The organism is Variovorax sp. Varisp41 (assembly GCF_047325085.1).
GTDB lineage: Bacteria > Pseudomonadota > Gammaproteobacteria > Burkholderiales > Burkholderiaceae_C > Variovorax.
Genome location: NZ_CP168540.1, coordinates 6,130,620 through 6,144,651, shown reverse-complemented (window position 1 = coordinate 6,144,651; position 14,032 = coordinate 6,130,620). Strand labels below are relative to the sequence as shown.

Here is a 14,032-nt window from a genome sequence, read left to right as displayed (position 1 = left end):
GGTTTTCATCGATCCCGCGCTGTCATGGCGGGGTCATACTGCCGCGGTCCAATGTAATCGATTACATAGCACCTACCCATGAGCATCCAGGCAGTCGCGGCCAAGGCCGGCGTTTCCGTCGCCACCGTCTCGCGCGTCTTCAATTTCCCCGACAAGGTCAGCGGCGCCACGCGCGACCTGGTCGAGCGCGCGGCACGCGAGCTGAACTACTTGCCGAATGCCAGCGCCCGCACTCTGCGCACCCAGCGCAGCCGCGTGCTCGGCGTGGTGCTGCCCACGCTGCTGAACCCCACCTTCGCCGAATGCCTGCAGGGCATCGCGCAGGCGGCCGTGGCCGGCGGCTACGCGATCATCCCGGTCACCACCGGCTACAAGCTCGACGAGGAGGAGCGCGCGGTCCACATGCTCTTGGCCGGCAATGTCGACGGCCTGATCCTCGTGGTCTCCAACCCCTCGACCTCGAAGGCGCTCGAGCGGCTGCGCGCCCAGCGCGTGCCCTACGTGCTGGCCTACAACCGCCATCCCGCGCATCCCTGCGTCACGGTCGACAACGAGGCCGCCGTCGCCGACGCGGTGGCGCGGCTGGTGCTGCTGGGCCACCGGCGCATCGCGATGGTCAGCGGCACGCTGGCGGCCTCCGACCGCGCGCAGCAGCGCTACCGCGGCTATCAGAAAGGCATGGCCGATGCCGGCCTCAAGCCGCAGCCGCTGGTCGAGGTGCCTTTCGTCGAGAGCGCGGTCGAACGCCTCGCGCGGCTGCTGCAGCTGCGCCACCGGCCCAGCGCGCTGGTCTGCTCGAACGACCTGCTCGCCATCCGCAGCATTCGCGCCGCGCACCGCAGCGGCCTGGCCGTGCCGGCCGACCTCAGCGTGATCGGCTTCGACGGCATCGCGCTCGGCGAGGACCTCACGCCTGCGCTCAGCACCATCGCGCAGCCCAACAGCGACATCGGCCGCCACGGCGTCGAGCTGCTGATCCAGGCCATGGCCGGCGGCGGCGCGCTCGACGCCGACGCCAGCCTGCTGCTGCCCCACGTGTTCCGCGACGGCGAATCGTGCGCCGCCGCGCCCGACGGCGATCCGGGCGACATCGCCTGACGCCCCTTTTCTCCCGACCGCTTCAACCCACCCGCCACAGGAGCTTCTCCCATGTCCTCTCCCTTGCGCCGCATCGCGCGCCTCGGCCTGCTCGCCGCCGCGCTCGTCGGCGGCAGCGCCGCCTTCGCGCAGACCGCCATCTGCTACAACTGCCCGACCGAATGGGCCGACTGGGGCACCCAGCTGAAGGCCATCAAGGCCAGGACCGGCATCACCGTGCCGCCCGACAACAAGAACTCGGGCCAGTCGCTCGCGCAGATGGCGGCCGAGAAGGCCAGCCCGGTGGCCGACGTCACCTACCTCGGCGTGACCTTCGCGGTGCAGGCCGCCAAGGACGGCCTGGTCGAGCCCTACAAGCCGGCCGCCTGGAAGGACATCCCCGACGGCCTCAAGGACCCGGCCGGCAACTGGTTCACCATCCACTCGGGCACGCTGGGCTTCATGGTCAACGTCGACGCGCTCAAGGGCAAGCCGGTCCCCAAGTCGTGGGCCGACCTGCTCAAGCCCGAGTACAAGGGCCTGATCGGCTACCTCGACCCGGCCTCGGCCTTCGTCGGCTATGTCGGCGCGGTCGCGGTCAACGAGGCGCGCGGCGGCACGCTCGACAACTTCAAGCCGGCCATCGACTACTTCAAGGCGCTGCAGAAGAACGAGCCGATCGTGCCCAAGCAGACCTCGTACGCGCGCGTGCTCTCGGGCGAGATCGCGATCCTGCTCGACTACGACTTCAACGCCTACCGCGCCAAGTACAAGGACAAGGCCAACGTCGCCTTCGTGATCCCGAGCGAAGGCACGCTGGCCGTGCCCTACGTGATGAGTCTGGTGGCCAAGGCGCCGCACGCGGCCGACGCCAAGAAGGTGCTGGACTTCACGCTGTCCGACGAGGGCCAGGCGATCTGGGCCAAGGCCTACCTGCGCCCGGTGCGCGCCGGCGCGATGCCCAAGGAGATCGAGGCCCAGTTCCTGCCCGCGAGCGACTACGCGCGCGCCAAGAGCGTGGACTACGGCCGCATGGCCGCGGCGCAGCGCGCCTTCTCCGACGAGTACCTGAAGGAAGTGCGCTGAGCCGCACCGCATGAGATGACGCAGGCCACCGCCACCATGCCCCCGGACGGCGCCGCCGGCGCCTGGACCCCGCGCTGGCGGCTGCTGGCCTGCGCCCTGCCCGCGGCCGCCTTCTTCGCGGCCTTCTGGCTGCTGCCGGTGGTGCGGCTGCTCGCGCTGCCCGCCGACAAGGGCTGGGCCACCTACTTCGCCGTGCTGACCGACGCGCGCTACTTGCAGAGCATGGCCAACACCGTGCTGCTGTCGGCGGCGGTCACGCTGGCCACGCTGGTGCTCGGCGCGGCGGTGGGCATCTACCTCGCGCGCCATGCCTTCCGGGGCCGGCGCGTGCTGCTGTCGCTGCTCACGCTGCCGCTGTCCTTTCCGGGCGTGATCATCGGCTTCTTCGTGATCCTGCTCGGCGGCCGCCAGGGCGTGGTGGCGAGCCTGAGCGATGCCCTCATCGGCGAGCGCATCACCTTCGCCTACGGCCTGCTCGGGCTGTTCCTGGCCTACCTGTATTTCTCGCTGCCGCGCGCCATCGCCACCTACGCGGCCGCGGCCGAGGCCATGAACCTGCAGCTCGAGGAGGCCGCGCGCTCGCTCGGCGCCTCGCGGCTGCGCGTGGCGCGCGACGTGTGGATGCCCGAGCTCGCCCCCACCACCCTGGCCTGCGGCGCGATCCTGTTCGCGACCTCGATGGGCGCCTTCGGCACCGCCTTCACGCTCGCGAGCAAGTTCGAGGTGATCCCGATCACCATCTACAACGAGTTCACCAACTACGCGAACTTCGCGCTCGCGGCCTCGCTGTCGATCGCGCTCGGCCTCGTGACCTGGCTGGTGCTGTTCGCCGCGCGCCGCTTCGGCGCGAACCCCGTCGCACGCTGAGGCCTTCATGCGAACCAACACCCGGCCCCAGGCGCCCTTCCTGCTCGCGATCACGCTGGTCGTGAGCCTGTTCATGATCGCGCCGATGCTGCTGTCGGTGATGGCCGGCCTGGTCAACAACTACAGCACCGGCCTGAAGAGCGGCCTCACCCTGCGCTGGCTCGGCGAGGTGTGGGAGAACTACGGCGGTACCGTCGGCTGGTCGCTCGCGCTGGCCGCGGCCTGCGTCGCCTGCACCGTGCTGCTCGGCGTGCCCTGCGCCTATGCGCTGGCGCGCAGCCGCTCGCGCGCGGCCCATGTCTTCGAGGAACTGCTGACCCTGCCGGTCGCGGTGCCGGGCCTGGCGACCGCGCTCGCACTGATCCTCGCCTACGGCCAGCTCACGGCCTTCCGCCAGAGCTTCGCCTTCATCCTGGTCGGCCACGTCGTGTTCACGCTGCCCTTCATGGTGCGCACCGTGAGCTCGGCCTTCCAGCGCCACGAGCTGCTCGCGCTCGAGGAGGCCGCGCGCACGCTGGGCGCGAGCTTTCGCCAGCGCTTCATGGGCATCCTGGTGCCGGCCGTGTTCCCCGCCATCGTGGCCGGCAGCCTGATGGTGTTCACGCTCTCGGTCGGCGAGTTCAACCTCACCTGGATGCTGCACACCCCGCTCACGCGCACCCTGCCCGTGGGCCTGGCCGACAGCTATGCCTCGATGCGCATCGAGATCGGCTCGGCCTACACGCTGGTCTTCTTCGCCGTCATCCTCCCCGTGCTGTGGGGCCTGCAATACCTCGCCCACCTGATCCAGAAACGCCATGGAACTTGAACGCGTCCCCATCGACATCGCCCGCTGCGCCAAGACCTATGCCGACGGCACGCGCGGCCTGCAGCCCACCGACCTCCAGGTGGAGGCCGGCGAGGTGCTGGCGCTGCTCGGCCCCTCGGGCTGCGGCAAGACCACGCTGCTGCGGCTGATCGCGGGCCTGGAAACGCCCGATGCCGGCAGCCGCATCGCCTTCGGCGGCCAGGACGTGACGCAGCGCCCGGTCGAGCAGCGCGGCGTGGGCATGGTGTTCCAGAGCTACGCGCTGTTCCCGCAGATGACGGTGGCGGCCAACATCGGCTACGGCCTGCGCATCCGCGGCGTGGCGCCGGCCGAGGAGCAGCGCGCCGTCGGCGAGCTGGTCGACCTGGTGCGCCTGGGCGGCCTCGAGAACAAGCGCCCGGCCGAGCTCTCGGGCGGCCAGCGCCAGCGCGTGGCACTCGCGCGCGCGGTGGCGGTGCGCCCGCGCGTGCTGCTGCTCGACGAGCCGCTGGCCGCGCTCGACGCCAAGCTCAAGGAGTCGCTGCGCGACGAGCTCGCCGAGCTGCTGCGGCGGCTGCACATCACCGCCGTGCACGTCACGCACGACCAGCAGGAGGCGCTGGCCATCGCCGACCGGCTCGCCGTGATGCAGGCCGGCCGCATCGTGCAGGTGGGCCGCGGCGAGGACCTCTACCGCGCGCCCGCCCATCCTTTCGTGGCCGAGTTCCTCGGCCGCGTGAACCGGCTCGAGCGCGCGCCCGAGGCGCTGCGCGACGATGTCGTGCGGCTCGGCGGCAGCGCCCTGCCCTGCCCCGGCGCCTGGCGCGACCGCGCCATGCTGCTGGTGCGCCCCGAGGACATCGAGGTCGGCCCCGCGCAACCCGCGCGGCCCGGCTGGGGCACCGCCACGGTCGAGCGCCGCACCTTCCTCGGCGACCGCGTGCAGCTGCAGCTGCGCGTGGCCGACCAGCCACGGATGCTCCTGGCCGACACCGCGCGCGACACGCCTTACGGCATCGGCGATGCCGTCGCCCTTCGCATCCACCCCGACCGATTGATGAGCCCGCAGGACACCCGCGCATGACGACGACCCACGACACCTTCCTGGTCCAGCTCACCGACCTGCACATCCGCGAGCCGGGCCGGCTGGCCTATGGCCGCATCGACACCGCGCCCTACCTCGCGCGCGCGGTGCAGTCGGTGCTCGCGCTGCGGCAGGCGCCCGACGCGGTGGTCATCACCGGCGACCTCACCGACTTCGGCCGCGCCGCCGAGTACGAGCACCTCGCGCGCCTGCTGGCCCCGCTCGAGGCGCGGGGCATCCCCGTCCACCTGATGCCCGGCAACCACGACGACCGCGACCAGCTGCGCCGCAGCTTCCCCGGCCACGCCTACCTCGGCGACGGCGGCGACAGCGACGGCTTCGTGCAGTACGCGTTGAACGTCGGGCCGCTGCGGCTGATCGCGCTCGACACCGTGGTGCCCGGCGCCAGCCATGGCGCGCTGTGCGAGAAGCGGCTGGCCTGGCTCGAGGCCCGGCTCGGCGAGAGCCGGCGCGAGCCGGTGGTGGTCGCGATGCACCATCCGCCGTTCCAGACCCTGATCGGCCACATGGACGAGATCGGCCTGCTCGAGGGCGCCGCGGAACTCGAGGCCCTGATCGCGCGTCATTCCAATGTGGAACGCGTGATCTGCGGCCACCTGCACCGCGCCATCGACGTGCGCTTCGGCGGCACCCTGGCCTCGACCGCGCCCGCGCCCGCGCACCAGGTCTGCCTCGACCTCGCGCCCGACGCGGCCTCGGCCTGGACGCTCGAGCCTCCGGGCTTCCGCGTGCATGCCTGGTCGCCCACGACCGGCCGGCTGGTCACGCACCTCGCGGCCTCCGGGCATTTCGAGGGGCCGTATCCCTTCCACGACAACGGCGCGTTGATCGACTAGGACCCAGGCTGGCCTGCTCCGGCCACATGTGGAGAATGGGGGGTCGACGCAAAACCGAAACAGAACGAAAAGAAAGGATCAAGCCCGACACCCATGAAGCATCTTCTGAACCTGCTGGCGGCCGTCGCCCTGCTGGTGTGGGGCACGCACCTCGTGCGCACCGGCGTTCTTCGCGTGTTCGGCGCCAACCTGCGCAAGATCCTCGTGCAGAGCATGCGCAACCGATTCACGGCCGCCCTCTCGGGCATCGGCGTCACGGCCCTCGTGCAATCGAGCACCGCCACCTCGCTGATGACCTCCTCCTTCGTCGGCCAGGGCCTGATCACCCTGCCCGCGGCGCTGGCGGTGATGCGCGGCGCCGACGTGGGCACGGCGCTGATCTCGGTGCTGTTCTCCGCCGACCTGTCCTGGCTCTCGCCGATGTTCATCTTCGTGGGCGTGGTGCTGTTCATCAGCCGCCCGGCCAGCGTGGCGGGCCGCATCGGCCGCGTCTTCATCGGCCTGGGCCTGATGCTCCTGGCCCTCCAGCTGGTGGTCGAAGCCACCGAGCCGCTGTTCTCCTCGCAGGCGGTGCGCGCGGTGCTAGCCTCGCTCAACAGCGACGTGCTGCTCGAGATCACCATCGGCTCCGTGCTCGCGATCGCCTCGTACTCGAGTCTCGCGGTGGTGCTGCTGGTGGCGACCATGGCCAATTCGAACGTGGTGCCGCTCGACGTCGCGCTCGGCCTGGTGCTCGGCGCCAACCTCGGCAGCGGCCTGCTCGCGGTGCTGACCACCGCCAAGTCGGCGATCCCCGTGCGCCAGGTGACCATCGGCAACCTGCTGTTCAAGGCCCTGGGCGTGGCGGTGGTCGCGCCCTTCGTCGGCCTCTGGCTGCGCTACGTGCAGCCGCAGCTGCCGACGCCCACGCATGGCGTGGTGCTGTTCCACCTGGCCTTCAACATCGTGATCAGCATCGGCTTCATCGGCCTCACGCAGACGGTGGCGAAGCTGGTGACGCGCATGCTGCCCGAGCCCGCGCCCTCGGCGGCTTCGCTGCGGCCGCACCACCTCGATCCCTCGGCGCTGTCGACGCCGACGCTCGCGATCTCCAATGCCGCGCGCGAGGCGCTGCACCAGGCCGACATCGTGGAGACGATGCTGATCGGCGTGCTCGACGTGATCCGCCGCAACGACCTCAAGCTGGCGCAGGAGCTGCGCCAGCTCGACGACACGGTGGACGAGCTCTATTCGGCGATCAAGTACTACATGACGCGCATCTCGCGCGAGGCCCTCGGCGAGGAGGAGAGCCGGCGCTGGACCGACATCATCAGCTTCACGATCAACATGGAGCAGATCGGGGACATCATCGAGCGGGTGATCCAGGACGTGGAGGACAAGAAGATCAAGCCGCAGCGCAACTTCTCGGAAGCGGGGATGGCGGAGATCGTCGAGCTGCACGGGCGGCTGGTGGCGAATCTGCGGCTGTCGATGAGCGTGTTCCTGAACGGGAATGTTCGGGATGCGCAGAAGCTGCTCGAGGAGAAGGCTCGGTTTCGGGATCTGGAGCGGGCTTATGCGACGACGCACCTGGATCGGTTGTCGGATCGGACAACGTTGAGCATCGAGACCAGTTCATTGCATATCGATCTGATCAGCGATTTGAAGCGGATCAATTCGCATATCTGTTCTATTGCTTATCCGATTCTGGAGTCGGCTGGGGCTTTGGCGCCTTCTCGACTGAAGGAGTCTCGGTTGGGGAAGATCGAAGGCTGAATTTCGTATTAAAGCCGTTGGCCGGGTCTCGCCCCGGCGGGCGAGTCACTTTCTCTTGTCTCGCCAAGAGAAAGTAACCAAAGAGAAGGCGACCCCGCTGTCTGTGTCCCTTCGCTTCGCTACGGGCAACCTGCGGTGCTCGGAGAAAGCGGGGGGCCGCAGAACTCGCTCCACTTCGTTGCGCTCAGACAGCTGCGGCCCTTATCCCGCTTTCTCCTGCGCTCCTCGGCACAGCCAGAGGGGATGAGGGTCAACGCGCCATGGCGCGTCCTTGTGTGGGGTGTGGGAATGCAAAGGCCCCGGGTCTTCTTCCACCGGGCCGAGCGAAGCGACGGCCCGAAGGGCTTCCTGGGCCGAGCGCAGCGATGGCCCGACCCACCCCCTCTGGCTGCGCTGAGGAGCGCAGCGTTTCGCGGATCAGGGCTCGCAGCTGTTTGAGCGAAGCGAGTTCTGCGAGACCCCGCGAAACGCGAGCACCGCAGGTTGCCCCGTAGCGCAGCGAAGGGGTCGCAGACAGTGGGTCGCCTTTTCTTTGGTTACTTTCTTTTGGCGAAGCTGTATGGACCGGGCACATGGTGGACAGGTGTGCGAGGACATGGTGGACACCATCGGGCGTATCGCCCGATCGGAAGACGACCATGCCCTGGAGCACCCGAGACACCATGAGCCTGAGAGAAGAGTTCGTTGCCCTGGCACGCCAGGAAGGTGCCAATCGGCGTGAGCTGTGCCGGCGCTTCGGCATCAGCCCGCAGACCGGCTACAAATGGCTCGCACGCAGCGCCACGCTGGGTGCCGCCGGCCTGGGCGATGCCAGTCGCCGCCCGCACCACAGCCCCGGCGAGACCTCGCCCGAACTTCAACAATCCATCGTCTCGCTGCGCCAGCAGCACCCTGCCTGGGGCGCACGCAAGCTCGCACGGCGCCTGAGTGACCTCGGACAGGGTTGCCTGGCTCCGAGCACCGTCAACTCCATCCTCAAGCGCCACGGCCTCATCAGCGTCCAGGCCAGCAGTGCGGCCACCGCCTGGCAGCGCTTCGAGCACGAGGCGCCCAACAGCCTCTGGCAGATCGACTTCAAGGGCTACGTGTCCACCGCAGCGGGGCCCTGCCATCCGCTGACGCTGCTGGACGACCACTCTCGCTACAACCTGGCCCTGCGCGCCTGTGCCCGCCAGCAAACGGCCAGCGTGAAGGAGCAGTTGCAGGACGTCTTCTCCCGCTACGGTCTGCCGGTGCGCATCAATGCGGACAACGGCGCACCCTGGGGCAGTCCGCGCGAGCCGGGCCAGCTCAGCGAACTCGCGCTGTGGCTCATCCGCCTGGGCGTGCGGGTGAGCTTCAGCAGCCCCTATCACCCGCAGACCAACGGCAAGGACGAGCGCTTCCATCGCAGCCTGAAGGCGGAGTTGCTGGCCGGGCGCAGCTTCCAGGATCTGGCGCAGGCACAGCAGCAGTTCGATCGCTGGAGGCGTATCTACAACCATGAGCGCCCGCACCAGGCGCTGGGCATGAACACCCCGGCGAGCCGGTATCGCGCCAGCGAGAGGGCCTATCCGAGGACGCTGCCACCGCTCGAGTACGGCCCGAACGACACGGTGGTGAAGGTCGGCTGGCTGGGGGAGGTGCGCTTCAAGAGCAAGCGCTTCAAGGTGTCCGCAGCACTTAAGGACCACGAGATCGCGCTGCGCGCGCAGCCCGGGCGAGAGGGCTGCTACGACGTCTACTTCGTGCACCACAAGCTGCGCGAGATCGACCTGCGCGAGGCCTGAGCCACCATGCAGAATGTGTCCACCATGTCCTCGCACATGTGTCACCCATGTCTCCGGTCCATACAGGCGAGACAAAAGAAAGTGACTCGCCCGCCGGGGCGAAATCCCGGCCGACAGCCTCAGCAAAAAGCCACCCCAAATTCAGACCACGACAAACCGATGCGTCCCATCCCGCCCCAACTGCTCGACCAGCCCAAACTCCCAATCCAGATACCCCTGCATAGCCTCCACGGAAGCCGAGGTCCCTTCATAAGGCCTCCGATACCGATCAGTCCTCTCACTACCCAGGCGAGTCTCACCAGCCTCGGAAGGCAGCCCGGCAGAAAACCAGGCCGCATTCCCGCCACGTAGCACGAGCACTTCCACATCCAGCTCCCCACGGGAATCGAGCCACTCCCTCAGATCCGAAGCCGCATACCGAGCCAGCAAACTGCTCCCACAAGTCAGCACATAGCGCCGAGCCAAAGGAATGACGCCGGCCACCGCATCCAAGAGCTGCGCCCGAATCGCAAACCACGCCCCCGGCACATGCCGCTTCACGTAATTCGCACTGGCCGTCACATCGATCACCGCGGTCGATGAAGCATCCCCGTCGAGCAACCGAGCCAGGTCCAGCGGCTCGATCTCTCCAACGGCCCGAGCCACTTCCGGATACACAGCGGCCAGAGCACCGCGTTCGCTCAACGCATCAGCAGCAGGCACCGGCTCCACCACATAGACCTCCCACCCCATCTGTGCCAGCCAGGACGCAGACATCGAAGCCCGCACCCCATCGTCATCCGCCAGCACGATCCGCGCATGCCGCACCGGCACCTGGTGATCCGTCTCCTGCACCAATTGCCCGCCGGGCGCTCCCACAAAGCCGGGAAGATGACCCGCCGCGTATTCCTCGGGCGTGCGCACATCGAAGCGATAGACCGTCCGCCCCGCCTCCTCGAGCGCGTCCACGGCATCGGCAGCCACCCACCGCACCCCCGCCTTCTCCGCCACACGCCGCGCATCGGCACGCGCCTGCGAACGATGCGCCTCGCTCACCGCCTCGGGCGCACGCCGCACCGCCCCATGGTCGAGCACCTGCCCCGCGAGCTTCCACCCGATCGTGCCGTTGCGCAGCGCGGCCACGGGATTGGGAATGCCGGCATTCACCAGCGACTGCGTACCGATGATGCTGCGCGTGCGCCCCGCGCAATTGACGATCACGCGCGTGGCCGGATCGGGTGCGAGCTCGCGCACGCGCAGCACCAGTTCGGCGCCCGGCACGCTGGTGGCGCCCGGGATGCTCATGGTCTGGTACTCGTCGAAGCGGCGCGCGTCGAGCACGACCACGTTGGCGCGCTCGTCGATCAGCGCCTTCACCTCGGGCGCCGAGAGCGAGGGCGTGTGGCGCTCGTGCTCGACCAGTTCGCCGAACGATTTGCTCGGCACGTTGACGTCGCGGAACAGCTCGCCGCCGGCCGCGCGCCAGCCCTCGAGGCCGCCCTCGAGCAGGTGCACCCGGGTGTAGCCGAGGCCCGCGAGCCGCCGCGCGGCCAGCGGCGCGAGGTCGGTGCCGCGATGCTCGCCGAACAGCACGATCAAGGTGTCGCGGCGCGGGATGCGGCGCCAGGCCTCGATCTCGATGCGCGACAGCGGCAGGTTCGCGGCCCACAGCGGATGGGCCTGGGCGAAGGGGTCTTCCTCGCGCACGTCGAGCAGCGCGATCTCGGCGCCGGGCGTGAGCAGGCGTTCGCGCACGGCGGCGAACGAGAGGACGGGGAAGGCGGAGGTGGCTTGGAGCGTGGCGTCGGTCATGGCGTGGTGGCGGGCGGGACCGCCCGGAGTTCGGCGGACCGGTCCCAGAGATTGGGCAGCAGCGTGTTGGTGTAGCCCGAGACGAAGGGCTTGCGCCCGCCCTCGGCCGGGTAAGTATGCCGCCGCACAGCGCCGATGTTGGCGCCATAGACATGGATGCTGATCGACACGCGGTCCGCATGCGCGTTGTGCACGCGGTGCAGGTCGCCGACGGTGGGCGAGACGGCCTCGACGTCGCCTGCGTCGAGCCGCACCGCATCGCCCACGGGCCGCGCCTGGCCGTCGTCGCCGAAGGCATGGGGCTGGCTGTACTCGGCGCCGCGCAGCATGCCGATCAGGCCCCATACGGTGTGGTCGTGCACCGGCGTGGCCTGGCCCGGTCCCCAGACGAAGCTCACGACCGAGAAGCGCTCGGTGCTGTCGGCATGCAGCAGGTACTGCTGGTAGCGCGCGGGGTCGGGCTGCGCGAAGGCCTCGGGCAGCCAGCCGTCGCGCGCCCCCAGCCGGCGCAGCAGCGCACCGCCCTCGGCGAGGATGGCGCGCTCGTCGGGCCGGCCGTCGAGCAGGCGGCCGAAATCGACCACGAACTCGCGCAGCGGCGCGATCGATGCGGGAATGGCGGCGCTCACGCCGCGCGCTTCCAGAGCTGGGTGTCGGAGATCGCGCGCACGTCGACGCGCACCGGCAGGATGCCGTCGCGCGCGGAGCGGTCGGCCACGGCCTGCAGCGCCACGATGTCGGCCTCGCTCACCGGCCGCGCGGCCACCGAGGCGCGCGCGGTGATGAGCCGGGCCGATTCGATCGGCAGCCGCGTGAGCTGGCTGTAGGCCTGCGCGTAGGCCTCGGGATTGGCCAGCGCCCAGTCGCCCGCGCGGCCCAGCCGGTCGAGGAACTGCACGATGGCGGCGCGCTTGGCGGGATCGGCCAGCGAAGGTTCGCTGGCGGTGATGAAGCCCAGCGCGGTGTTGATGCCGCGGCCGTCGCGCAGGATGCGCCCGCCCTGCTGCAGCGCGATCGTGTAGTAGGGATCGAAGATGGCCCAGGCGTCGATCTGGCGCGAGGCGAAGGCGGCGGCCGCGTCGGTCGGCAGCACGAACTTCACCGTGACCTCGTCGCGCCGCACGCCGGCCTCCTCGAGCGCGCCGTAGAGCTGGTACTGCGAGATGCTGCCGCGCGCCGACGAGACGACCACGGTCTGGCCGCGCAGCTCGGCCACGCTGCGCAGCTTCGAATCGGGCTGCACCACGATGCCGAGCGAGTCGGCCTTGCCGACGCGCGTGGCGACGATCTTCAGCGGCGTCCTGCCGACGGCCGCGGCGAGCACCGGCAGGTCGCCGGCCATCGCGGTGTCGACCGCCGCGCTGCGCTGCGCCTCGAACAGCGGCGCGGCGCCCTGGAAATTGGCCCAGCGGTAGGCGAAGGGCGCGCCCTCGAGTGCCTTCGAGGCCTCGAACAGCGAGCGCAGGCCACCGGCCTGGTCGCCGAGCACCAGCGAAGTCTGCGGCTGGGCCCCGCCGCGCAACGAGGCCGTGGCCGCGATGGAGAGCGCCGCGCCCTGCTGGAGCCAGCGGCGGCGCGATGCCTTGGAAAACAGCAGGTCGGTCATGCGGCGGCTCCCGTCGACAGCAGCGCGCGCTTGCCCGCGCCGACCAGGATCGCGTCGTTCTGCGGCGTGTGGATGCGGCTGCACAGCACGTCGCGGTAATGGCGCTCGAGCGGGTTCTGGCGCGCGAGGCCATGGTTGCCCGTGAGCTGCAGCGCGAGCTCGACGGCACGCACCGCGTTGCCGGTGACGGTGTGCTTGAGCAGCCCGCTGTCGACCGCCGATGGCGTGCGGCCGCCGTCGACGGCCTCGCTGGCCGCGTCGAGCAGCACGCGGCTGGTGCGCAGCAGCGCCTCGATCTCTCCCACCGTCTCCTGCACGCGCGGCAGGCTCGAGAGCGGCGCGCCCAGGCTCCCGGGCGCGCGCTGGTTGAGGAAGCCCACGAGCCAGTCGCGCGCCGAACGAGCGACCGCGTCGTACAGGCTGCCCAGCAGCACCACCATCCAGGCCTGCTGCGAGGCCTGGGCGTCGATGTCGGTCTGGCTGCCGGCATCGGGCGCCCAGTCGGCCGGCACGCGCAGGTCCACCGCATGGTCGAGCGGGATCGCGACGTTCTCGAACACCACCTCGTGGCTGCCCGATGCGCGCAGGCCCAGGTGGTCCCAGCTCGCGATCACGCGCACGCCCTCGGCATGGCGCGGCACCAGGAACACGCCGGTGCGCGGCGCGGGTTCGTCGGTGCGGGCCCACACGGCGAGCCAGCCCAGGCCCTCGATGCCGGTGGTGTAGAGCTTGTGGCCGTCGATGCGCCAGCCCTCGCCGTCGCGGCGCGCCACGGTGGCGGGCAGGCCACCGCGCGCGGGCGAACCGAGCGCGGGCTCGACGCGCAGCGCATTGATCAGCGCACCCTGCTCGACCGCGTCGCGCAGCACGCGCTCGCGCAGGTGCGGCGGCCAGCGGCTGTCGCCGCGCGCCAGCCCATGGTGCTGCAGGTAGGTCATGGTGAGGATCAGCGCGGTGGCGGGCTCGCCGCGCGCCACCGCGGCGATCACCTGCCGCGCCGACGCCAACGTGGCGCCGCCGCCGCCAAAGGCGCTCGGCGCGACCAGTCCGATGAGGCCGTGCGAGTGCAGCGCCTCGAAGTTCTGCGCGGGAAAGGCGCCGCTGCGGTCGTGGTCGGCGGCGGTGCTCGCGAAGCGCGCCGTGAGGCTGGCCAGCAGCGCGGCGTCGGGCAGGCCGGAGGAATCGCGGGAATTCAGGCCGGCCGCGGGCCGGCGCAGGGGGATGGCGCTCATGGTCCCGGCACGTTAGCGAGCCCCAGTGCGCGCGAAAACGACGCATCGCGCATATCCAAACTCGTTTTTCTGCGTTCGCATCGGCGGCGCGGCTGGTTAGTTTCGCGGTGGTCCCGCCCTT

General features: G+C 70.1%; 12 protein-coding genes. 8 read left to right on the top strand and 4 right to left on the bottom strand.

Going from position 1 to position 14,032, the window contains the following annotated elements; genetic code table 11:
- Positions 1-78: 78 nt before the first annotated feature.
- From ACEN9J_RS28510 to ACEN9J_RS28475, 8 genes are all read left to right on the top strand, one after another.
- Positions 79-1,098 carry a LacI family DNA-binding transcriptional regulator gene (locus tag ACEN9J_RS28510; protein WP_057595036.1) on the top strand — a complete coding sequence of 340 codons (1,020 nt, stop codon included), beginning with the start codon at positions 79-81 and terminating at the stop codon, positions 1,096-1,098.
- Between the two features lie 51 nt (positions 1,099-1,149).
- Positions 1,150-2,163, top strand: a complete 1,014-nt coding sequence (locus ACEN9J_RS28505; RefSeq protein ID WP_057595037.1) for an ABC transporter substrate-binding protein — start codon at positions 1,150-1,152, stop codon at positions 2,161-2,163.
- Positions 2,164-2,178: 15 nt separating this feature from the next.
- The gene (locus ACEN9J_RS28500) at positions 2,179-3,030 is read left to right on the top strand and encodes an ABC transporter permease (RefSeq protein ID WP_412179952.1); all 852 of its coding nucleotides are present in this window, start codon (positions 2,179-2,181) and stop codon (positions 3,028-3,030) included.
- 7 nt (positions 3,031-3,037) lie between these two features.
- Positions 3,038-3,838 carry an ABC transporter permease gene (locus ACEN9J_RS28495; protein WP_203204726.1) on the top strand — a complete coding sequence of 267 codons (801 nt, stop codon included), beginning with the start codon at positions 3,038-3,040 and terminating at the stop codon, positions 3,836-3,838.
- The gene (locus ACEN9J_RS28490) at positions 3,828-4,901 is read left to right on the top strand and encodes an ABC transporter ATP-binding protein (RefSeq protein WP_057595039.1); all 1,074 of its coding nucleotides are present in this window, start codon (positions 3,828-3,830) and stop codon (positions 4,899-4,901) included. The genes ACEN9J_RS28495 and ACEN9J_RS28490 overlap by 11 nt, the downstream gene beginning before the upstream one ends.
- Positions 4,898-5,758 (top strand): phosphodiesterase, encoded by an 861-nt coding sequence (locus tag ACEN9J_RS28485; RefSeq protein WP_057595040.1) that lies wholly within the window; start codon positions 4,898-4,900, stop codon positions 5,756-5,758. Before ACEN9J_RS28490 ends, ACEN9J_RS28485 begins: the two co-directional genes overlap by 4 nt.
- Positions 5,759-5,851: 93 nt before the next feature.
- Entirely contained in the window at positions 5,852-7,513 is a 1,662-nt protein-coding gene (locus tag ACEN9J_RS28480; RefSeq protein WP_057595041.1) for a Na/Pi cotransporter family protein, read from the top strand.
- Between the two features lie 638 nt (positions 7,514-8,151).
- Positions 8,152-9,282 (top strand): IS481 family transposase, encoded by a 1,131-nt coding sequence (locus tag ACEN9J_RS28475; protein ID WP_413762117.1) that lies wholly within the window; start codon positions 8,152-8,154, stop codon positions 9,280-9,282.
- Between the two features lie 141 nt (positions 9,283-9,423).
- On the opposite strand, the gene ACEN9J_RS28470 is transcribed toward ACEN9J_RS28475, so the two are convergent.
- From ACEN9J_RS28470 to ACEN9J_RS28455, 4 genes are read right to left on the bottom strand one after another with little or no spacing between them, the layout of a single operon-like run.
- On the bottom strand, positions 9,424-11,073 hold the full coding sequence (locus ACEN9J_RS28470) for a rhodanese-related sulfurtransferase (protein WP_413762678.1): 1,650 nt from the start codon (positions 11,071-11,073) through the stop codon (positions 9,424-9,426).
- On the bottom strand, positions 11,070-11,702 hold the full coding sequence (locus ACEN9J_RS28465) for a cysteine dioxygenase (RefSeq protein WP_413762677.1): 633 nt from the start codon (positions 11,700-11,702) through the stop codon (positions 11,070-11,072). The genes ACEN9J_RS28470 and ACEN9J_RS28465 overlap by 4 nt, the downstream gene beginning before the upstream one ends.
- Complete coding sequence (locus tag ACEN9J_RS28460) at positions 11,699-12,679, bottom strand: ABC transporter substrate-binding protein (protein WP_413762676.1); 981 nt, start codon at positions 12,677-12,679, stop codon at positions 11,699-11,701. Before ACEN9J_RS28460 ends, ACEN9J_RS28465 begins: the two co-directional genes overlap by 4 nt.
- Entirely contained in the window at positions 12,676-13,911 is a 1,236-nt protein-coding gene (locus ACEN9J_RS28455; protein ID WP_413762675.1) for an acyl-CoA dehydrogenase family protein, read from the bottom strand. Before ACEN9J_RS28455 ends, ACEN9J_RS28460 begins: the two co-directional genes overlap by 4 nt.
- Between the last annotated feature and the right edge of the window lie 121 nt (positions 13,912-14,032).